Consider the following 21,235-nt stretch of genomic DNA (forward strand, 5'->3'; position numbering starts at 1 on the left):
CGAGTGGAATCACCCTTGGCCACGGAGCCGCCAGATGCGTCCAGACCAGAACGAAGTGCCCGCGGCAGCCCCGGAGCCCGACGACGGGGGCGACGCGCCGAACCCCCGCAGGGGCAAGCCGTACTACACGCCGCCCGGGTACGGCGTGATGAGCGCGCGCGAGCCGGTCGCCATTCCCTACGGCACGTACTTTTCCGACGCGCCGAGCGCCACCCGCGCCGAGCCCGACTACCGCGAGATGGCTGCCGCGCTGTTCGACCGCGTGAAGGGCATCAGGCGCCAGATCGCCGAAGACCGTCGGGAGATCGACCGCCTGCGCCGCGAAACGCGCGCCATTCTCGACAGCCTGCCAGCGTTCGCGTGACGCGATGTGGAAAGCCGTCTACGACTGGGCCAAGGCGTGCGTCGGCCTTGCCGAGGACGTGCGCCAGGTGCAGGACGAAATCCAGGACGTACGGCGCGAGCTGCGCGACGTTACGTTCACCCTGCAGCGGTGCATGATGGAGGTTGCGCGGCTGGGTGAGCGCGAAGAGCGAGAACGCGAGGTGCTACTCCTGAAGATGGAGAACCTGCTGCTCAAGGATGCAGGCAGCGCCACGTGAGCGCGGCGCCGGGAACGTGTCCCGGCGCCGCACGGGAAATCAGAGCGAGCCGATCTGCACCGGCTTGCGCCCCTCGGTGACCTCGGCGCGGAGCTGGCCGCAGGCGGCGGCGATGTCGCTGCCGCGCGATTCGCGGACGTGCGCCGAAATCCCCTGCCGCTCCAGCCGCTCCACGAAGTAGTCCAGCCGCGCGCGCCGGCTGGGCTTCCACTCCGTCCCCGGGATGGGATTGAACGGGATCAGGTTGACGAAGGCGTTGAACTCGCGGATGACGCCCGCAAGCTCGTCCGCCAGCTCGGGCGCGTCGGTCACGCCGTCGATCATCACGTACTCGAAGGTGATCCGCTTTCCGCCCGCCTGGTCGAAGCGGCGCAGCGCCTCCAGCAACTCGGGGAGCGGAAACTTCTTTTCCAGCGGGATCAGCTTCTGCCGCAGCTCGTGGTTGGGCGCGTGCAGCGAAACGGCCAGGCGGAACTGCTCGGGCATCTCGGCCATGCGCAGGATGCCGGGCACCACCCCCACGGTGGAGATGGTGACGCGGCGCGCGCCGAACCTGTAGCCGCGGTTCAGGATGGCCAGCGTGGGAAACACCGCCTTGGGGTTCATCAGCGGCTCGCCCATCCCCATGAAGACGATGTTGGTGACGTCGTTGTAGCCGTTTTCCTGCGCCCATTTGCGCGCTCCGCGGAACTGCGCGACGATCTCGCCCGCGCTGAGCTGGCGCCGGTAGCCCGCCCATCCGGTGGCGCAGAAGGTGCACGCCATGGCGCACCCCGCCTGCGACGAAATGCACAGCGTCAGGCGCGTAGGGGTGGGGATCAGCACCGACTCGATCAGCTCGCCGTCGGCCAGGCGCCACAGGTGCTTGGCCGTGCCATCCACCGAGCGCGACACCTTGGCCGGCTCGGGCGCGGTAAAGGAGAAGGCTTCGGCCAGGGCGGCGCGCTCCCCCTGCGGCAGGTTGGTCATGTCGCCGAAGCCGAAGGCGCCACGCTCGTACACCCAGCGCAGCACCTGGCCCACGCGGTAGCCCGGCTGGCCGCGCGCGGCGAAGTGCTCCCGGAGGGCGGCCTCGGCCTCTTCGGGGAGCATGCCCACCAGGTCGGGGGCGGCGGCGGTCTGCTGCGCGGTGGCGATCATTCCGTGGGGTCTAGTCCTGGGCTGCAAAGGGCCTGAACCATGCTGATTCACCGCACCGGCGCCCGTGTTCCCCGCGCGCTTGCTGGGGTGTGGGGCGTGCGTTAGGTTTTGCAAAGTCCGCACCCCCGGCCACGCCACGCGCGTGGCCTGAACGTTTATCGGTGTCAGAGGTTCCCTGTGCTGCTGAGCGAGCTGCTCACCCCCGACCGGGTTCGCGTGCCGCTGCGGGGCGCTTCGAAGGAAGACCTGCTGCGCGAGCTGGTGGGCGTGCTGCACCAGGCCGGCGCCGTGGCCGACGAGGAGGGCGTGCTGCAGGGGGTGCGCAAGCGCGAGGAGGTGCTGAGCACGGGCGTGGGCAGCGGCGTGGCCATTCCCCACTGCCGGTGCGACGGCGTGCACGCCCTGGTGATGGCCGCCGGGGTGACGCCCCAGCCCGTGGACTACGACGCGCTCGACGGGGAGCCGGTGCGCCTGTTCTTTCTGCTGGTGGGGCCCGAGGCCGCGGGGGGACAGCACGTGAAGGCGCTCAGCCGCATCTCTCGCATGGTGCGCCGCGACGACTTTCGCGCGCGCCTGGCCGCCGCGGCCACGCCCGACGAGTTCGTGGCCGTGCTGGCCGAGGCGGAAGCGTCCTGATGGGCCGTGTGCTGGCCTGGCTGCCCGCGCTGGCCTGGGCGGCGGTGATCTTCAGCCTGTCGGCCCAGCCGACGCTGCCCGCGCCCGAGGTGCCGTACGTCGACAAGGTGCTGCACTTCGGCGCCTACGCCGTGCTGGGCGCATGCCTGGCGTTCGCCGTGCACCAGTCGTCGCTGCCGATGGCGCTGGCGGTGCTCCTGGGCGTTGCGTACGGCGCCAGCGACGAGATCCACCAGATGTTCGTTCCCGGCCGCTCGCCCGACGTGTTCGACTGGGTGGCCGACGCGGCCGGGGTGGCCGCTTCCGTGTACCTGTATTCCCGCTGGCGCGTGCGCCGTGGCGCGCCGGCCGGCGCGGCCCCGGCCCGCGCACCGTACCCTGGCGCATGACCGACCAATTCGCCACCGCGTACCGCACCCGCGCAGCCGGCTCGCTGCGCGCCGCCGATGCAGGCAACCCCGTTACCGTGGCCGGCTGGGTGCACCGCCGCCGCGACCTGGGCGGCATCGTTTTCCTGGACCTGCGCGATCGCGAGGGCATCGTGCAGGTGTCGTTCGACCCGGCGTGGACGCCGGCCGACGCCCTCGCCGAGGCGCGGCGGCTGGGGCCGGAGGACGTGGTGCAGGTGGAAGGCACCATCTTTCCCCGCATCCACGGCCAGCACAACGACGCGCTGGCCACCGGCGAGGTGGAGGTGCGCGGCACGGCGCTTCGCGTGCTGACGCGCGCCGAGCCGCTCCCCATCCAGGTGGACTACGCCGCCGACGAGGAGCTGCCGGCCGAGGAGCTGCGGCTGCGCTACCGCTACCTGGACCTGCGCCGGCCGGCCCTTCAGCGCAACCTGGTCATCCGCCACGAGGCGGCGCTGGCCACGCGGGCGTACCTGTCGGGGCAGGGCTTCCTGGAAATCGAAACGCCGCTGCTCACCAAGCCCACGCCCGAGGGGGCGCGCGACTTCCTGGTGCCCAGCCGCGTGCATCCCGGCGAGTTCTACGCGCTTCCCCAGTCGCCGCAGATCTACAAGCAGCTGCTGATGGTGAGCGGGTACGACCGCTACTTCCAGATCGCCAAGTGCCTGCGCGACGAGGACCTGCGCGCCGACCGCCAGCCGGAGTTCACGCAGATCGACGCCGAGATGGCGTTCGTGGATGAGGAAGACGTGTTCCGGGTGGGCGAGGGGCTGATGGCCGCCGTCTTTGCCGCCGTGGCGGGGGTGGAGCTGGAAACGCCCTTCCCGCGGATGACGTACGCCGAGGCCATGCGCCGGTACGGCACCGACAAGCCCGACCTGCGCATTCCGCTGGAGATCGTGGACGTTACCGAGGTGCTGCGCGGCGCCGACTTCCGCATCTTCCAGGCGACGGAGGGCACACCCCAGCGCATTCGCGGGCTGCGCATTCCGGGCGGGGCGCGGCTGTCGCGCAAGGAGCTTGACGAGCTGCAGGAGGTGGCGCGGCGCGGCGGCGCGGCGGGCGCGCTCTGGGTGAAGCGCGGGGACGACGGGCTGTCGGGGCAGTTCGCCAAGGCGCTGGACGAGGGGCGTGCGAACGCCTTCTACGAAGCGTCGGGGGTGGAGGCGGGCGACCTGTTCGTGGCCGTCGTCGGCCACTTCCGCGGCGAGGGCGAGGCAGCGGGGCCGGAGCTGGACGGCGCGTTGGACGAGCTGCGCCGGCACCTGGGACGCAAGCTGGGGCTGCTGGACGAGAGCCGCCACGCCTGGCTGTGGGTGACGGAGTTTCCCGTCTTTGACTGGGACGCCGAGCACGGCCGGCTGGTGTACGCGCACAACCCCTTCAGCATGCCGGCGGACGACGCGGTGCAGGCCATCGTCGCCGCCACCGCCGACGGTACGCCCTCGGGCGACGCGGCGCGCGAGCTGTACCGGATGGGGCTGCGGTCGCGGGCGTACGACGCGGTGTACAACGGCAACGAGCTGGCGAGCGGCTCCGTGCGCATCCACGTTCCCGAGGTGCAGCAGGCGGTGTTCACCGCCATGGGAATCGGGCCGGACGAGGCGCAGGCCAAGTTCGGGTTTCTGCTCGAGGCGTACCGGTTCGGCGCGCCGCCGCACGCGGGGTTCGCGTTCGGCTTCGACCGGCTGGTGATGCTGCTGGCGGGTGCGCAGAGCCTGCGCGACGTGGTGGCCTTTCCCAAGACCACCAGCGCCCGCGCCGCGTTCGAAAACGCCCCCACGGCCATCGCCGACGAGCAGCTGGCGGAGGTGCACGTGCGCGTGCGCGAGCCCGCCGCCGGATAGGCGCACACGGCGGCACGGTCGGTGTATCACGGCAGGGAGGGGCGGGGAAATCCTCGCCCCTCCGCCGTTGAGGAGGCGTGAGGACGCGGCTGGCACAAGTCGAAGCATGGCAAGAGGATAGATGGCTGATCAGAACAACACGGTGCAGCACCGGATTCCGGCGGACGGGGCCGATCCGCTGGCGCTGAGCGGCGTGAACGACGCGACGCTGCTGGAGCTGGGCAAGGCGGCCAACCTGCGGGTGGTGCTGCGCGACGACCACCTGCTGCTTTCGGGCGACCTGCAGGACGTGGAGCGCGCGGTTCCCGTGGCGCAGCACATGGTGGAGATGGCGCGCAACGGCGTGCCCTTCGGAGTGGACGACGTGTCGCGCTACCTGGACGCGTCTCGCTCGGAGAACGGCGTGCGGCGCCTGGCCGACGCGGCGGGCCGGGTGACGGTGCCGGGGCCCAAGAAGACGGTGAGCCCCAAGAGCGAGGGCCAGGCCAAGTACCTGGAGGCCATCGAGAACAACGACGTGGTCATCGGCATCGGGCCGGCGGGCACGGGCAAGACGTACCTGGCCGTGGCCATGGCCGTCGACGCGCTCTACAAGAAGCGGGTGAAGCGCATCATCCTGGCGCGGCCGGCGGTGGAGGCGGGCGAAAACCTGGGCTTCCTTCCGGGCGACCTGCAGGAAAAGATCGACCCCTACCTGCGCCCGCTGTACGACGCGCTCGAAGACATGATCCCGCCCGACCGGCTGCGGCGGGCCATGGAAAGCCGGTCCATCGAGATCGCGCCGCTGGCGTACATGCGCGGCCGCACCCTGCAGGATGCCTTCGTCATCCTGGACGAGGCGCAGAACGCCACGCGGGCGCAGATGAAGATGTTCCTCACCCGCCTGGGAATGAACAGCAAGGCGGTGATCACCGGCGACAAGACGCAGGTGGACCTGCCCCGCCGCGAAGATTCCGGGCTGGTGGAGGTGGAGTCGGTGCTCAAGGGGATCGAGGGGATCGCTTTCTCGTACCTGAGCGGCTCCGACGTGATCCGCCACCGCCTGGTGAAGGACATCATCCGCGCGTACGACGCGGCGCGCGGCGAAGTCTCGGACGCGGACGAGAAGCGGGGATGAAGCCCTCCGGGGAGCGCCCCTTCCCCGAACGCCGCGCCGCGCCGCGCGAGCCCGTGGCCCCCGTGCCCCCGGCCGGGATGGCCGCGGTGCTACACCACGGCCTGCGCGCAGGGGTGCTGCTGGCGGTCGCCGTGGCCGTGCACGCGCTCTTTCCCGGCGCGCAGACGGCGGACGTCCCCGTGCTGGAGCGCGGGGTGGTGGCGCGCGACGAGGTGATCGCACAGGTGCCGTTCTCCGTCCCCAAGTCGCCCGATGAGCTGCTCCGCGAGCGCGACGAGGCGGCGCGCGGGGTGCCCCCCGTGTTCGACTACCGGCCGGGCGTGGCCGACAGCGTGGTCGCCGGGGTCCGCGGGTTCTTCGGCGCCGTGGAGCAGGCGCTGGCCGCGGCGCCCGCCGGGGGCGCTTCCCAGGCCGTGCGCGGCGTGCTGGACCGGGCCCGCATCCCCACCACCCTCGGCGCGCTGGAGGTGCTGGCCGACCCGGTGCGCCGCGCCCAGCTGCGGACGGCGACGGAGCAGGCCGCGCGCGACCTGCTCCCCCGCGGCGTGGCGTCGTCTTCGCCCGGGGCGGAGGGAATTTCGGCGGTGCGGGTGAGGGGGCTGGCGGGGGGCGAGCGCCTGGTGCCGTCCGACTCGGTGTACACGGCCGACCAGTTCTACCGCGCCGCCCAGGCGCGGCTGCCGGCCGAGGCGGGGGTGGACGCGGCGGAACTGCAGCGCCTGCTGCTGGTGCGCTGGTTTCGCCCCAGCCTGGCCGAGAACACCTCGCTGACGGGCGCGGCGCGCGCCCGCGCCTCGGCGGCGGTCGACTCGGTGCGCGAGCGCATCCTGGCCGGCCAGCGGATCGTGGGCGCGCGCGAGCAGATCGGCGAGCGCGAGGTGCAGCGGCTGCGTGCCTACCAGGAGGCGCTGCAGGCCCATCCCGGCGAGGCGGCCGGCAGCCACGCCCTGCCGCGGGTGATCGGGGCGGTGCTCTTCAACGCGCTGCTGCTGCTGATCGTGGGCGCGCTGCTCCGCATCGTCCGCCCCACGATCTACGCCGACGACCGCGCGGTGATCTTCCTGGGGCTGCTGGTGCTGGCGGTGGCGGGAATCGCATCGCCCATCGGCCGGTTCGACCTGCCCCCGGAGCTGATCCCCATCCCCTTCGCCACGCTGGTCGCGGCCGTCCTGTGGGGCGGGCGGCTGGCGCTGGTGCTGGCCCTGGTGCTGGCCCTGCTGCTGGGCGGGCAGCAGCCGTTCGTGGGGATGGTGGTTCCCTTCGAGGCGGCGGTGGCGGGCGCGGCGGCGGCCTTCGGGCTGCGGATGGCGCAGCGCCGCTTCCAGGCATGGGGGCTGATCGCCGTCATCGCCCTGGCGTACGCGGCGGCGGTGCTGGCGGTGGGGCTGCTGCGGGCCCGCGGGGCCGAGGAGATCGGCTGGGGGGTGCTGTGGGGCGCGGTGAACGGCATCGGCAGCACGCTGCTGGCCATGGGCTTTCTTCCCGTCGCCGAGTGGTTCACCCGGGTGACCACCAACCAGACGCTGATGGAGCTGGCCGACCCCAAGCACCCGCTGCTTCAGCGGCTGTCGCTGGAGGCGCCGGGGACGTACGCGCACACCATTTCAGTCGCCAACCTGGCGGAGGCGGTGTGCAACGCCATCGGCGCCAACGCGCTGCTGGCGCGGGTGGGCGTGTACTACCACGACGTGGGCAAGATCACCAAGCCGCTGTACTTCATCGAGAACCAGCCGCGCGGCCGCAACCCGCACGACCGGCTGAAGCCCGCGATGAGCGCCGCCGTCGTTCGCAGCCACGTGGTCGAGGGGCTGCGGCTGGCGGCGGAGTACCGGCTCCCGCAAGCCGTGCGCGACTTCATCGCCCAGCACCACGGCACGCAGCCCATCTCGTTCTTCATGGAGCAGGCGCGCAGCGCAGACCCCGAGGCGCGGCTGAACCCGGCCGAGTTCTCATACGGCGGCCCCAAGCCGCAGACGCGCGAAACGGCGGTGGTGATGATGGCCGACTCGGTGGAGTCGGCGGCGCGGGTGCTTCACGACCCCACGCCCGAGCGCATCCGCGAGCTGGTGAACCGCATCGTCGACGGCAAGATCGCCGCGGGGCAGCTGGACGAGTGCCCGCTTACTCTTCGCGAGATCACCATCGCCCGCGAAGTGCTCGCCAAGGTGCTGAGCGGAATGTATCATCAGCGCCTCGACTACCCCACGGGCGTGGCCGGCGGCGGGGCCGCGCCGGAGCCGAACGGCGCCCGCGAGCGCGCCGAGCAGCCGAACGCGGTGGCGCATGGATGAGATCGACGTCCAGGTGAGCGTAGGCGAGGGGCTGGTGCCCGCGGTGGACGCGGAGCGCATCGAGGCCGCCGTGCGCCACGTGCTGCGCGCCGAGGGGGTCGCCGAGGGCGAGGTTTCCGTCGCGCTGGTGGGCGACGACGAGATCACCGCGCTCAACCGGGAGTGGCTGGACCACGACTGGGCTACGGACGTGATCTCGTTCAACCTGAACGGCTCGGGCGAGCCGCCGCTGGGCGACGTGTACCTGGGGGTGGAGCAGGCGGCGCGGCAGGCGGCGGAGCTGGGTGCGGACCCTGGAGAGGAGCTGCTGCGCCTGGCCATGCACGGCACCCTGCACGTGCTGGGGTACGAGCACCCGGAGGGCGAGGGCCGCGCCGATTCGGAGATGTTCCGGCGCCAGGAGGCGCTGCTTCGCGAGTTCCTGTCCGGCGGCGCGGGCGCGTGACGCCTTCCGCCGGCCCCGTTCACCACTTCGATACACACGTGATGACCTGATGACGGCGATGTCCGCCGCCAGCGACCTGGATCCCATCGACCACCTCCACGAGCTGCTGGAGGCGGGCGACGACTCTGCGCTGCACGCCTTTCTCGACACCTTCTCGCACGGCTCCGACATCGCCGACCTGCTGGAGCAGCTCGACGAGGACGACCGCGTGCGCGTGCTGTCGGCCCTGGCGCCGGAAGACCCCGGGCTGGCCGCCGACGCGCTGTCGGAGATGGAGCCCGACGAGCATCCGGAAGAGTCGCTGGCCGCGCTGGACCCGCACGACATCGCCGCCGTCGTAGCCGAGCTTTCGGACGACGACGCGGCCGACATGATCGGCGAGATGGGCCCGGAAGACCGCGACCGCGTGCTGGCGGCGCTGTCGCACGAGGACGCGGGCGACATCCGCGACCTGATGGCCTACGACGAAGAGTCGGCCGGCGGCATCATGACGGGCGAGCTCGTGATCGTGGGGACGGGGCTTACCGCGATGCAGGCCATCGCCGAGGTGCGGCGCCAGGCGCAGAACATGGCCGAGTTCTACGGCCTGGTGTTCGTGGTAAACGACCACGAGGTGCTGCAGGGCACCGTGTCGCTGAACTCGCTGGTGACGGCGGACCCGGACACGCCGGTGCACGGGATGGTGAACGAGCCCATCGCGGTGGTGCTCCCCGACACCGACCAGGAAGAGGTGGGGCGCATCGTGTCGCGCTACAACCTGACCATCGTCCCCGTCGTCGACACGGCGGGGCGGCTGCTGGGCGGCGTGACCTTCGACGACGTGATCGACGTCATCGAGGCCGAGACCACCGAGGACATCCTGAAGTTCGTCGGCGTGTCCGGCGAGGAGGAGATCCGCGGCGGATGGTGGGACGCGGTGCGCTCGCGCCTCCCGTGGCTGATGCTGAACGTGTGCACCGCCGCCGCGGGCGCCACGGTGGTGCTGGTGTACGAGGAGACCATCCAGGCGCTGACCTTTCTGGCCGTGCTGATGCCGATGGTGGCGGGGCTGGGCGGCAACAGCGGCACGCAGGCGCTGGCGGTCACCATCCGCCGCCTGGCGCTTTCGACGGAAACGGCGGAGCAGCGCTGGTCCATCGTCCGCAAGGAGCTGCTGGTGGGGCTGGGCAACGGCCTGGTGATCGGGTTGATCGTTTCGGGGCTGGCGTGGACGCTGGAGGGGAATCCCCTGGTGGGAATGGTGGTGATGCTGGCCATGTGGATGAACCTGACCGTAGGCAGCTTCGCGGGGGCGTTCGTGCCCATCATGCTGGAGCGATTCAAGGTTGACCCGGCGGTGGCCTCGTCCATCTTCGTGACCGCGTTCACAGACATGTGCGGGTTCTTTCTGCTGCTTGGGCTGGCGACGAAGTTTTTGATGTAGGTGGTGGGTCCTCGGCTGCCGTGGGGGCCTCACCCGGCCGCGCTGACACGCGTGCCACCCTCTCCCACAAACAGCGTGGGAGAGGGGGTACACACCAGGCTCGGGACGGTGCATCTAGTCGGCGTGGCGACGAGCCCTGTCATCCTGAGGCCCAGGCGCACCGGACCTGCCTGTCCGCCGAACCACGCGGGCCGAAGGATCTAACGGCGGATGCGTAATCGCTTGGGCGCGGCAGCGGTGACGAATGTGGAGGCCACGGGTTTCCTGGGGCCCTCCTCCCGTCGTCGCGTAGGCGGGCATTGTACCCGAGGCCTCGGCCTCTGCCCGGGCGGTTGAAACCGCGGCTGGAACTTCACGAAGTCCGCCTTCGCGGACTGCACGGGCAGGTAGAGCGCGCGTGGCGAGCGGCGGATGTGCCGTACGGGTTTTCAAGCGCGCTGACGCACTCACGCACTGTCTGTTCATCCCTCTTGAACACCGTCCATCTTCGGTGTATCTTCGCTCATGCTTTCCGAGCTGCGGATCCGCAACTTCGCGCTGATCGACCGGCTTTCGGTTCGGCTGGGTCCGGGGCTCAACGTGCTCACCGGCGAAACAGGCGCGGGCAAATCCATCATCGTGGGCGCGCTTTCGCTCCTGCTGGGCGAGCGTGCGTCCGCCGACGTGGTGCGTGCGGGTGAGGACCGGGCCTCCGTCGAGGGCGTGTTCGACGTCGCCGGGCGCGAGGACGTGGACCGCATCTTGGACGAGCGCGGCATCGATCCCGACGAGGACGGCGTGCTGGTGCTGAAGCGCGAGGTGGCCGCCGCCGGCCGCAACCGCGCGTGGGTGAACGGATCCCCCACGACCGCCGCCGTGCTGGGCGAGTTGGGACGTGCACTGGTGGACCTGCATGGCCAGCACGAGCACCAGACGCTGCTGAAGCGCGACGAGCAGCGGGCGATCCTCGATGCGTACGGCGGCCACGGCGATCTGCTTGCCGCCGTTCGCGAGGCGCACCGCCAGGCCGTGGCCCTGCGCCGCGACATTTCCGAGCTCGACACGCGGCGGCGGGATGCGGCCCAGCGCGCGGACTTCCTGCGCTTTCAGGCCGACGAGATCGAGGCGGTGTCGCTGAAGCCGGGCGAAGAGGAGGAGATGGAGGACGAAGCACGCCGGCTCAGCCACTCCGAAGAGCTGCAAGCGCTCTCGGGCGGACTGGCCGACGCGGTCAGCGGCTCCGAGCGCGCGCTGCTTCACGAGGTGGGTAGCCTGCGGCGGCAAATCGACAGCCTCGTGCGCATCGACCCGGCCCAGGAGGACGTCCGCGAGTTGTACGACACCGTCTACTACTCGCTGCAGGAGCTGGGCGAGCGGATGGAGCGGTACAACTCCACCATCGAGCACGACCCGCGGCGCCTGGAAGAGATCCGCCGCCGGCAGGACCTGGTGTTTCGCCTGAAGTCCAAGTACGGGCAGACGCTGGACGAGGTGATCGAGGTGGGCCGGCGCGCCCGGGCGGAGCTGGACCTGGTGGAGGGCGCCGAGTGGGAGCTCGGGGGATTGAAGAAGAAGCTCGCCGCCGCCGAAGAGGCGCTCGCCGCGGCCGCCGCCAGCCTGACCGCCGCGCGTGAGGCCGCCATGGAGCGCCTGTCGGCGGAGGTGAGCGCCGTGCTCCCCGAGCTGGGGATGAGCAACGGCGCGGTGTTTCGCGCGGAGCGCGTTCCGCTGGCCCAGGCAGGCGCGTTCGGGGCCGAGGAGGTGGAGTTCCGCGTGTCGCTGAACCGCGGGTTCGAGCCCAAGGCCTTGTCGCACGTGGCGTCGGGCGGCGAGATGTCGCGCATCATGCTGGCGTTGAAGACCATCCTGGCGCGGCTGGACTCGGTGCCCACGCTGGTGTTCGACGAGGTGGACGCGGGGATCGGCGGGCGGGTGGGGCTGCAGGTGGGAGACAAGATGAGGGAGGTCGCGGGCACTCACCAGGTGTTCGCCATCACGCACCTTCCCCAGATCGCCAGCCGCGCCCACGTGCACCTGCTGGTGCGCAAGGGCGAGCGCGACGGCCGCACGACCACCGAGGTGACGCCGCTGGAGTCGGCCGACCGCGTGCAGGAGATCGCCCGGATGCTGGGCGGCGACCCCGAGAGTGCCGTGTCGCTGGAGCACGCCCGCGAACTGCTGGAGCGTGGCGTGGGGGTGTAAAGGTTGGCTGCCGCCGGCGGTGTCGGCGAGGCCCGGGCGTGCCACCAGCCGTCCGATCCACGGAAGCAGGCCAGTCCACGAAGGTGGACTTCGTGTGGTTGTTGCAGCGAAGTAACCGTTCAGTGGGTTGTACAAAACTGTAGACTTTGTTCACATGAGCACTACATATTGTGGCCCATGAGCATCATAGAGCAGCTGGAGGCGGCTGGTGAAGTCCTCTCGCCCGCAGTGCGCGCGGCGATTCGGGGGCTGGAGGCGACCGTCGCCCTGCTGGAGGAGCGGGTGCGCGAGTTGGAGGCGCGGCTGGCGCAGAACTCAACGAACTCGTCCAAACCCCCGTCGTCGGATCCTCCCGGTGTGGTCCGCCCCGGGAAGAAGCCGAAGGGGAGGAAGCGCGGCGGGCAGCCGGGGCACCGCGGCCACCATCGCGCACTGCTCCCGCCGGAGCGGGTGGAGCAGATCGAGCACGTACCGGAGGCGTGCGGGCATTGCGGGCACTCGCTGGCGGAGGCGGAGGAAGGCCGGCCGGTACACGCGCACCAGGTGGTGGAGCTTCCCCCGATTCGCGCGGAGGTAAAGGAGCACCGGATGGTGTGCCTGCGCTGCCCGAAGTGTTCGAAGCTGACGCGTGCACCACTGCCGGCGGAAGTGGGCGGCAAGCACTTCGGGCCGCGGCTCACGGCGCTGGCGGGGCTGCTGGCCGGGCACTACCGGCTGAGCCGCCGGTCTACGGTGGACCTGCTGAGTCGTCTGCTGGACGTGCCGGCACCGTCGCTGGGCAGTAGTGAGGCATGCACGCAGGAGACGAGTGCCGCATTGGAAGCGGCATACCGCGAGGCGCACTCGGAGGTGAGATCGAGTGGATGGGCGGGCGTGGATGAGACGCCCTGGAAGCTCTGTGGGAAGAAGATGTGGCTGTGGGTCGGGGTGGCGCAGCGCGCGACGGCGTTCCACCTGGGCCGGAGCCGGGGCGCGGCTGAGTTGAAGAAGTTCCTGGGCGACTTCGGCGGGATCGTCAGCAGCGACCGCTGGTGTGCGTACCAGATCTACGACTGGCGGCAGCTCTGCTGGGCTCACCTGCCGAGGAACTTCAGAAAGCTGGGGCTGCGGGGCGGGAAGGCGGCGGAGTTCGCGGCCGCGGGCGAAAAGGTGTGCGACCGGGTATTCGAACGATGGCGAAAGTTCCGGGAAGGGAGCCTGGACAGGGAGGGGCTCAAACGCGAGATGAGCCCGATCCAGGCATCCTTCCGGGGCCTGGTGGAACGCGGGGAGAAATCAATCAACAGGCGGGTGGCGGGACTGAGCCGCAACCTGCTGAAGCTCTGGCCGTCGCTGTGGACTTTCCTGGACGAGCCGATCGAGTTGACCAACAACGCGGCGGAGCGGGCGCTGCGAAAAGCCGTGCTATGGAGGAAGGGCTGCTTCGGCAACCAGAGCGAAGCAGGGCTCCGCTATGCCGAGCGGATCCTCTCGGTCAGCGCCACCTGCCAGCAGCAGAAGGTGCACCCGCTCGACTTCATTGCTCTTTCCATCGCCGCCCTGCGCTCCGGCAACGCTGCACCCAAGCTCCTGGCTGCTGCCACCTGAACGGTTACGATTTGTCCTTAGCTTGAATGGGGAGTTGTTTATGATGCGACGAGACGCTGCAGTGCTGATGCTTCTGATGGGTAGTGCGTTGCTTGCCTGCGGCCCCGATCGGGTGGAGATCGCTGTTGATACGCAGGTGAATACGTTGGTCGCGAGCCCTGGGCAGCTCACGACCGCGCCGACTACATACGAAGCCGTCCCGGAGCCCATCGACGAGGAGACATCCACGCTGGTGCGTGATGTCCCGTCGCCGGACGAGGGGCTCGCAGAGTACCCAGCGTGGAACGGCTACGATCTCGATTGCCCTGACGTAGGGCGCCCGGTGAGCGTGCCCGGCGCCGATCCGCACCGGCTCGATGCCGACAATGACGGAGTTGGATGCGAATCGCAGGAGTGAGCCGGGCGTACGGTGCTGGCGGGAGGGCGCGTTCTGGTGCTGCGCAGCACCCGGCTAACCCGGAACCAAGGTAACAATGGACGCGTGGCTCCTTTGCCGTGCGTCCGTTTCATGCCTTCACAGCCGGACAGGTGCGAGCCTGCCGCGCGCGTAACTGCTGGCCTCCAGGCGCGAGCAGATCATGTCCAGCGGATCGTTACGATCTCAACGTTTCCTTTCCAGCCTAACACCGATATTTTGAGGGATTCGCCCCGCCCGTGAAATCGGGCATCGGGACGTCGCTTCCGGGAGCTCCCGAACCTGGCCTGGACCCCGCCGCATACTTTGAAGGACCCTTCATGACCCTGCCGCCCGCCGCGCATCCCGACGCCCGCCTGCTGGTGGTGGACGACGAGCCCGCCAACCTGCACCTGCTCTCGCGCATTCTCGCCAGCGCGGGGTACCGATCGGTGGAAACCACGGCCGACCCGCGCACGGTGCCCGCGCGGGTGGCCGAGCGCGCGACGGACCTGCTGCTGCTGGACCTTCACATGCCGCACCTGGACGGCTATGCGGTGCTGGACCAGCTCGCGGCGCTGCCCAGCACCCGCATGCCGCCCGTGCTGGTGCTCACCGGCGACGCAACGCCCGAAGCGCGGCGGCGCGCCTTCCAGGGCGGCGCCCGCGACTTCATCGCCAAGCCCTTCGAGCCAGACGAGGCGCTGCTGCGCGTGGGCAACGTGCTCGACGTGCACTTCCTTCAGCGGCGGCTGCAGGCGCAGAACCACCTGCTGGAGCAGCAGCTGCAGCACGCCGACCGCCTGGAGGTGATCGGCCGGCTGACCAGCGGCATCACCCACGACTTCAACAACCTGCTGACGGTGGCCCGCGGCAACGCCGACATGGCCCGGCAGCAGCTCTCCCGCGATACGCCGGCGCACGACGACCTGGGCCTGGCCCTGCACGCGCTGGACGCGGCAAGCGCACTGGCGCGGCGGCTGCTGGGCTTCAGCCGCATCAACGCCGTGCAGCCGCAGCGGGTAGAGCTGAACGCCGCCGTCCGCGACGCGCTTCAGCTTTCCGGAAGGCTGATCGGGCAGGCGATCAAGGTGCAGGCGGAGCTGTCGGCGGGGCCGCTGCACGTGGTGGCGGACCCGCGCCAGATCGACCAGGTAGTGATGAACCTGGCCGCCAACGCGCGCGACGCCATGCCAGCGGGGGGAACGCTGCGGGTGAGCACCGGCAGCCGCGAGGTGCCGCCCGGGGAAGACGGCGGGGGATTCCGGATCCTGCCGGGGCGGTACGCGGTGATGACGATCGCCGACACCGGCGAAGGCATCGATCCGGCCGCCCGCGAGCGCATCTTCGACCCGTTCTTCACCACCAAGGCCGAGGGCAAGGGCACCGGCCTGGGGCTCTCCATCGTCTACGCCATCGTAAAGCAGGCATCGGGCTACATCTGGGTGGAGAGCGAGCCCGGCCGCGGCACGGTCTTCACCCTGTACCTGCCCACCACGGCCGAGGCGGCGGGCGGCACCCCCGCCACGTAGGCCGGCGCGCCGATGGATGCGAAGCCTCGGAACATCGAGGCTCGCAGTGGGGTGCCAAACGAACGCGGACGGAAAAGCCGGCCGCACCCGTTGGGAGCACCGCCGCGAGCCATCGGGCGTTCCGTGCGCCGGCCGGGGCGCGAAATCCCGGCCGGCGCGCGGAAAGGGCCTATTCGGAAAGCGCCGCGGCCGACAGCAGCATCTCGCCGCTGCCGCCGCACTGCGGGCACAGCGTACTCATGGATCCGCTCTCGGACCCGAGCACGCGACCGCCCATGCACCGCGCTGGGCAGCGCGGTCCCGCCGGGCGCGGATCGCGCAAATGCTTGGGCGTGGGCCCGCGGCGCTTGGGAACCCGGTTCCTTCCCTCGTCTCTGTCCATGCGATCATCAAAGGGTGGTTGTGATTGATTAGTGGACAACGTAAACACCTCCGCCCCCGAAAGCCAGCCCCCCGCGTCGCGCGGCCCCAAATCCATCCGCCCCTCGCCAACGGACCATGCACATCCTCTCCCGCCTTTCCATCGCATTGATCGCGGCCGCCGCCACCGGCGCCTGCCGCCCCGCGGGCGCCCCACGGCCCGCGGACGAGCCCGCCATCGTCACCCGCGCGCAGTGGGGCGCCCGCGCGCCGGTGCTGCCCATGCAGCCGCACCAGCCCGTGCGCATCACCGTGCACCACACCGCCGGCGCGCAGGACCCGGCCCGCCCCCTGGCAGACAAGCTGCGCGCCCTGCAGCGCTTTTCGCAGGAGGAAGGGACGCTGGGCGACGGCCGCGTCAAGAAGGCCTGGGCCGACATCCCCTACCACTACTACGTCGCCTACGACGGCGCGGTGGGCGAAGGGCGGGAGGTGGGCTACGTGGGCGACTCCAACACCCAGTACGACCTGCGCGGGCACGTGCAGGTGGTGCTGGAGGGCAACTTCGAGAACGAGGCGGTGACGGACGCGCAGTACCAGAGCCTGCGACGGCTGGTGGCCCACCTGGCGCGCCGCTACCGCGTGTCCCCGGAACTCATCACCGGCCACAAGGACAACGCCCCGACGCTCTGCCCGGGCCAGGACCTGTACCGCCGCCTCCCCGAGCTGCGCCGCGCCGTAGCGGCCGGCGGATGACCCGCACGATGTCATCCCGATGGAGCGGCCACGGAAAACCTGCCCCTGCTCCGTAGACCGCAGCGACTGAGGGATCCGCCACACACCGCGCGATTACACACGCATGCGGAGGCCTCACCAATCCCAATCTCTTCCTGTCGTCGCGAACGGACACGCAAACCGCGGATCTGCACCGGCCTCGCTGAATGCGAGCCGCGGCACGTCGGGCAGAGTGTGTGGCGGATCCCTCAGTCGCTGCGGAGCACGGCGCGCATGCAGGCTCGCCGGGACCGCTCCATCGGGATGACAGCGCGGGCTTCGGCCGTGCAGTGCTCACGTCCGCACGCGGCGCGATTCGGGGACTGGTTCGGCTGAACCGGACGTTCAGGGGCGCGGGGGCGAGTGTGTGGCGGATCCCTCAGTCGCTGCCTGGCTTTCGTGTAGGGGCTGGAGGAGGCGTGGCCGCTCCATCGGGATGACAACGCGCGCCTTCCGGCAGGTGCGGTGCGCGTGCAGACTACAAGAAGGAAGGACGCCGAAGGAGCGGGCGCCTTTGCCGGGGCGCCGCTGGGAACGGAGGATGCGGAAACGGCCGGACGGGCGGGGGGAACCCACGGGAGGGGGAAAGGCGAATGTCGCTGCGCGAAATCCGTGACGAGCGGGGGATCGAGTGGCAGGTGTGGGACACCAAGCCCACGCTGCGCCTGGGGGATGAAGCGGCCGGCGCGCACCTGCACGAAGACGCCGTCGAGGGGTGGCTCACCTTTCAGAGCGCCAACGAGCGCCGGCGGTTCTACCAGGTTCCGCCCGGGTGGGAGGAGCTATCCGACCGCGACCTGTCGCGCCTGTGCGAGCACGCCGTCCCCGTGCAGACCACCCGCCCCTAGCCGCCGCTCCCCTGCCCCGGATCCGGCTGCGGGGGGCCCGTCCAGCGCATCACCGCGGCCACCACCTCCTTGGGCTCGATGGGCTTGGTCAGGTAGGCGTCGAAGCCCGCCTCCAGCGCCCGGTTGCGGTCTTCCGTCAGGGCGTGCGCGGTGATCGCCAGCACGGGAATGCCGGCCGTCGCGGGATCGGACTTCAGGATGCGCGTCGCCGACACCCCGTCCATTCCCGGAAGGCCAATGTCCATCAGGATCACCCGGGGCACCACGCGGCCCACCATCTCCAGCCCCTCCTCGGCCGTCCACGCGTGATGGACCTCGAACCCGAAGTGCTCCAGGATGGTACGAAAGATCTCGTGGTTGTCGGGATTGTCCTCCACCAGGAGGATCCGGGTCTGTTCAGACATCTTGCAAAGCCTTCAGGGAAGCACGCGTATCGCCCCCCGATTGTGGCGCCCCGGCGGCGGGATGGCAAGGGAACGCACGGCGCGTGGCGCGAACGCAAGATTGTCGACAGATTGCGTTTCGTTGCACCGGCTGCGACGAACCCTCATTAGAAGCTGTAGACGCACGCGACGCCACGAAGTACACTAAGCGGCGGATACTGGCGCCCGTCCTGGGGCGCTGTGGCATGTTCCCCCACCGGGTGCAATCATTGATGGCCACTCAGCGACACCAGAGCAGCGCCGAGCTGCCGCCCGCACCGCTCGACTTTGCGTTTCCCCTGGCGGTGCCCGGGCCGGAGGTGCTGGGCGCGGTGATCATGTTCGAGGCGCCCACGCCGTTCTCGATTCACCTGTTCCAGGCGCTGCGCATGGTGATGGCCTGGGCCGAGGGCGCGGCGGACAGCGGCGAATTGTTCGACGACGAAGGCATGCGCGCGTGGGAGGCGCAGGTTCTCACCACCGAGGGGGTGGATGAGGCGCTGTGGGCGCCGGTGGGGGTGATCGCGGGCGAAATGTGCCGCCCCGACGACGTCGACGTGCCGCGGCTGGCCAGGGCGTGCCTGGCCATTACCGATTGGGCAATCGGACACGACGCGCACGGCACCGCCCTGGCCTTCGCCGAAGCCGCCGCCGCCGCCTGGCCCAACAACGCACGCATGGCGTGGATGACGGGGTGCCTGTTCCGCGAGCGGGGCCAGGCGCCGCAGGCGGGCCAGTGGTTTCAGCGGGCGCGCAGGGTAGCCGTGTGGACGGGCGATGCCGAAGTGCAGGCGATCGCCACCATCAGCGCCGGAAACCTGCGGGTGCTCGCGGGAGACCTGCCGGGAGCGCGCGAGACGCTGAAGTCGGCCCTGCGCGTGGCGAAGCGGCACCGGCTGGCGGAGTGGATTCCCAAGGCGCTTCACGATCTGTTCGTCGTTTCCACCTACGCTGGCCAGTTCGACGAAGCCGAGGGGTACGCGCGGCAGGCAGCGACCGCCTACGGATCCACCGACCCGGGGCTGTTCAGGCTGGCATTCGACGCCGCATACTTCTGGACCCAGCAGGGGCACTTCACGAGAGCGTTCAGCGTCCTGCGGGAGATGGAAGGGCGCTTCGAAGATCCAGTTCAGCGCCTTCGCGTTGCAGCGACGACCGCACGCGCTGCCGGTGCGGTCGGTGAAAGCGAGGCCTTCTTCGTCGCGTGGGGCGAAGCCTGGGAACTGCTGGATAGCGGAGCAGTCGAGAACCTCCGCGCCGCGGCTCCGCTGGAACTCGGCCTCGGTGCCCTGAGCCTCGGGCTGTGGGAGCAGGCAGAGCGGGCTCTGACCACAGCGTATGCGGCCGCCGAGACCCTGCGCGAAGGAGACACGCTCGCGAAAGCCGAAGCCGCGCTCGACAACCTCAAGCATCGGCAGGCGGTGGATCACCAACTCCGTTCGGGCGGAGTCGCGCGCCCCAAGGCCAACGATCTCGCCGGCCAACTCGCGCGCTCCCTCATCGAGCAGCGGTGGGCACCCGCGGGTCACGCGGATGCCCAGGGCGCTCAGGACTGAGGGCTTAGGTACCGGAGCCCATCATGATCCCGCCAGGCGACTGAGCGGAAGTCGCTTCCGACGTCCCGGCTGACGTCGTGTTGGAGGGCGGGGGCGGCGGCGGGGGAAGCGTGTCCCCCACCAGCTCGGATGCGGATGCCCCCGAAGCACGGAGAGAAGTGGACGGGGCCGTGGGCACGTCCGAGCCGCACGCGGCGAGGACGAGCAGCAGGGCGGCGGAAATGGTGAATCGGCGCATAGGTGCCTCCGCGAGAGGTGCTTGAAGTGGATGAAGGAGCCATCTAAGATGCACGGTTCCCCTGTCCACTTGCAACACATCAGGTGCACGAAATGAGGGCACCCGCCCCACCCCCTGACCTCGCTCGCTCCTGACACGCCGTCCCGGTGGTTGGGATGGACGCTACCTACCCGAGTTCGACACAGCGCGGCGAAGACATCAGCCCGCTCCGCCGATCATGATGCCGCCGGCGCCCGGCCTGGCCGTCGTCGAGTCGGCCGGAGACGATCCGGACGTGGATGCCTCCGTGGCAGGCGCAGCGGTGGAGGGATGCAGGGGCTCGTCCGAGCCGCACGCGGCGAGCGCCACCAGCACGGCGGCGCAGAACGTGAATCGGTGCATGAGAGTCTCCCAGGATCGTGATAAGTGGGCAAAGTGGTCAACCCAGGATACGCGGTCCCCAACCCACGTGCAACACATCAGACGCCCGAAATGAAGTCGCCCGTCGTTCCGCCTCCCGGCCTGGTGGACCACGCCACCCGGACGGCGCTGCTCCTGTCTGACCACTTTGACCACATATCGACCGCAGGGCGCTACCGGGTGCGCCGGTGCGCCACCTGGGCCGAGCTGGCGGAGCAGGCCCAGTCGGCGCCGCCCAGCACGGTGCTGCTGGTGCGCACCGAGCCGGGCGACGGCGCGCTGCAGGCGCTGGAGCAGCTGATGCGCGCCACGCCCTCCGTACCGGCGGTGGTGGCGCTCTCGTTTCGCGCGGCGAGCGCCGAGCACCTGCGCGCGGCGCTGGCCACGGGGATCAGCGAGGTGGTGAACCTGGACCTGGAGCGCACCTTCGCCTCCATGCACCCCACCCTGCGCCGGGCCCACGCGCGCCCGCTGAAGCGCCGGATCGAGGCGCAGCTCCCCGTGTGGGTGAGCGAGCACGCGCGTACGCTCCTGCGCGCGACTGCCGAAACGGTGGTGGACGGGGGCGGGCGGGAGGTGCTGGCGTCCATCTTTGCCGTTCAGGAGCGCACCGTGGCCGACTGGACGGCCGAGCTGGGGCTTCCCACGCCGCGGCGGCTGCTGGGGTGGATGCGGGTGCTGCTGGCGCTGACGCTGCTGGAAGAAGCCAACCGCACGGTGCGCAACGTGGCGGAAAGCTGCGGCTACAGCGACGACACGGCGCTCAAGCGCGCCGTCGAGAACTTTACGGGCGCGCCCTCGGCCACCCGCGCGCAAACGTTCACGACGGCGTTCGAGGTGTTCCGCGACGAGCTCTGGCACCTGCGCGAAAGCCGCCGCGAGGCGCGCATCCGCGAACCCACGATTTGAACAGACCGCGTCAAACGACGGGCAGCAGGCACGGGGGGGAGATAACACAGCCAGCGCTCCGGGGGCACACCCGCCCCGGGGCGGTGGCTGCGTTCTACCAAGAAAGCAATACCTTTATCTTTAC

General features: G+C 70.3%; 20 protein-coding genes. 17 read left to right on the plus strand and 3 right to left on the minus strand.

What is annotated here, in order from left to right; all coding sequences use genetic code 11:
* Positions 1-34 precede the first annotated feature (34 nt).
* A complete protein-coding gene (locus VF632_RS02885; protein ID WP_331021337.1) occupies positions 35-364 on the plus strand; it encodes a hypothetical protein in 330 nt (109 codons plus the stop codon).
* Positions 365-368: 4 nt separating this feature from the next.
* Positions 369-602 (plus strand): hypothetical protein, encoded by a 234-nt coding sequence (locus VF632_RS02890; protein ID WP_331021338.1) that lies wholly within the window; start codon positions 369-371, stop codon positions 600-602.
* Positions 603-641: 39 nt separating this feature from the next.
* Here VF632_RS02890 and rlmN read toward each other — a convergent pair whose 3' ends face one another.
* A complete protein-coding gene (rlmN, locus tag VF632_RS02895) occupies positions 642-1,742 on the minus strand; it encodes a 23S rRNA (adenine(2503)-C(2))-methyltransferase RlmN (protein WP_331021339.1) in 1,101 nt (366 codons plus the stop codon).
* Positions 1,743-1,919: 177 nt separating this feature from the next.
* Between rlmN and VF632_RS02900 the strand changes: the two genes are divergently transcribed.
* The 13 genes from VF632_RS02900 to VF632_RS02960 all read left to right on the plus strand — a co-directional run bounded on the left by VF632_RS02900 (position 1,920) and on the right by VF632_RS02960 (position 17,587).
* Positions 1,920-2,378, plus strand: coding sequence for a PTS sugar transporter subunit IIA (locus VF632_RS02900; RefSeq protein WP_331021340.1), 459 nt, complete (start codon positions 1,920-1,922; stop codon positions 2,376-2,378).
* Positions 2,378-2,767: a VanZ family protein gene (locus VF632_RS02905; RefSeq protein ID WP_331021341.1), complete on the plus strand. Its 390-nt coding sequence runs from the start codon at positions 2,378-2,380 to the stop codon at positions 2,765-2,767. Before VF632_RS02900 ends, VF632_RS02905 begins: the two co-directional genes overlap by 1 nt.
* Positions 2,764-4,635 carry an aspartate--tRNA ligase gene (gene aspS, locus VF632_RS02910; RefSeq protein ID WP_331021342.1) on the plus strand — a complete coding sequence of 624 codons (1,872 nt, stop codon included), beginning with the start codon at positions 2,764-2,766 and terminating at the stop codon, positions 4,633-4,635. The genes VF632_RS02905 and aspS overlap by 4 nt, the downstream gene beginning before the upstream one ends.
* 121 nt (positions 4,636-4,756) lie before the next feature.
* Positions 4,757-5,752 carry a PhoH family protein gene (locus tag VF632_RS02915; protein ID WP_331021343.1) on the plus strand — a complete coding sequence of 332 codons (996 nt, stop codon included), beginning with the start codon at positions 4,757-4,759 and terminating at the stop codon, positions 5,750-5,752.
* Positions 5,749-8,043, plus strand: a complete 2,295-nt coding sequence (locus VF632_RS02920) for an HDIG domain-containing metalloprotein (RefSeq protein WP_331021344.1) — start codon at positions 5,749-5,751, stop codon at positions 8,041-8,043. The genes VF632_RS02915 and VF632_RS02920 overlap by 4 nt, the downstream gene beginning before the upstream one ends.
* On the plus strand, positions 8,036-8,488 hold the full coding sequence (ybeY, locus tag VF632_RS02925; protein WP_331021345.1) for an rRNA maturation RNase YbeY: 453 nt from the start codon (positions 8,036-8,038) through the stop codon (positions 8,486-8,488). The genes VF632_RS02920 and ybeY overlap by 8 nt, the downstream gene beginning before the upstream one ends.
* A gap of 49 nt (positions 8,489-8,537) precedes the next feature.
* The gene (gene mgtE, locus VF632_RS02930) at positions 8,538-9,911 is read left to right on the plus strand and encodes a magnesium transporter (protein ID WP_331021346.1); all 1,374 of its coding nucleotides are present in this window, start codon (positions 8,538-8,540) and stop codon (positions 9,909-9,911) included.
* A 504-nt stretch (positions 9,912-10,415) separates the two neighbouring features.
* Positions 10,416-12,092 (plus strand): DNA repair protein RecN, encoded by a 1,677-nt coding sequence (gene recN, locus VF632_RS02935; RefSeq protein ID WP_331021347.1) that lies wholly within the window; start codon positions 10,416-10,418, stop codon positions 12,090-12,092.
* Positions 12,093-12,269: 177 nt separating this feature from the next.
* Positions 12,270-13,679 carry an IS66 family transposase gene (gene tnpC, locus VF632_RS02940; protein WP_331021348.1) on the plus strand — a complete coding sequence of 470 codons (1,410 nt, stop codon included), beginning with the start codon at positions 12,270-12,272 and terminating at the stop codon, positions 13,677-13,679.
* A gap of 61 nt (positions 13,680-13,740) precedes the next feature.
* Complete coding sequence (locus VF632_RS02945) at positions 13,741-14,076, plus strand: hypothetical protein (protein ID WP_331021349.1); 336 nt, start codon at positions 13,741-13,743, stop codon at positions 14,074-14,076.
* 338 nt (positions 14,077-14,414) lie between these two features.
* Positions 14,415-15,605, plus strand: a complete 1,191-nt coding sequence (locus tag VF632_RS02950) for a sensor histidine kinase (RefSeq protein WP_331021350.1) — start codon at positions 14,415-14,417, stop codon at positions 15,603-15,605.
* Positions 15,606-16,103: 498 nt separating this feature from the next.
* Complete coding sequence (locus VF632_RS02955) at positions 16,104-16,721, plus strand: peptidoglycan recognition family protein (protein WP_331021351.1); 618 nt, start codon at positions 16,104-16,106, stop codon at positions 16,719-16,721.
* Between the two features lie 611 nt (positions 16,722-17,332).
* Positions 17,333-17,587, plus strand: a complete 255-nt coding sequence (locus VF632_RS02960) for a hypothetical protein (protein WP_331021352.1) — start codon at positions 17,333-17,335, stop codon at positions 17,585-17,587.
* On the opposite strand, the gene VF632_RS02965 is transcribed toward VF632_RS02960, so the two are convergent.
* The gene (locus VF632_RS02965) at positions 17,584-17,991 is read right to left on the minus strand and encodes a response regulator (RefSeq protein WP_331021353.1); all 408 of its coding nucleotides are present in this window, start codon (positions 17,989-17,991) and stop codon (positions 17,584-17,586) included. The genes VF632_RS02960 and VF632_RS02965 overlap by 4 nt on opposite strands.
* 83 nt (positions 17,992-18,074) lie before the next feature.
* Here VF632_RS02965 and VF632_RS02970 point away from each other — a divergent pair, with 83 nt between their 5' ends.
* Complete coding sequence (locus VF632_RS02970) at positions 18,075-19,565, plus strand: hypothetical protein (protein ID WP_331021354.1); 1,491 nt, start codon at positions 18,075-18,077, stop codon at positions 19,563-19,565.
* 436 nt (positions 19,566-20,001) lie between these two features.
* On the opposite strand, the gene VF632_RS02975 is transcribed toward VF632_RS02970, so the two are convergent.
* Positions 20,002-20,184: a hypothetical protein gene (locus tag VF632_RS02975; protein WP_331021355.1), complete on the minus strand. Its 183-nt coding sequence runs from the start codon at positions 20,182-20,184 to the stop codon at positions 20,002-20,004.
* A gap of 90 nt (positions 20,185-20,274) precedes the next feature.
* Between VF632_RS02975 and VF632_RS02980 the strand changes: the two genes are divergently transcribed.
* A complete protein-coding gene (locus tag VF632_RS02980) occupies positions 20,275-21,111 on the plus strand; it encodes a helix-turn-helix domain-containing protein (protein WP_331021356.1) in 837 nt (278 codons plus the stop codon).
* Positions 21,112-21,235 lie beyond the last annotated feature (124 nt).

Source organism: Longimicrobium sp. (assembly GCF_036388275.1).
Taxonomy (GTDB): domain Bacteria; phylum Gemmatimonadota; class Gemmatimonadetes; order Longimicrobiales; family Longimicrobiaceae; genus Longimicrobium.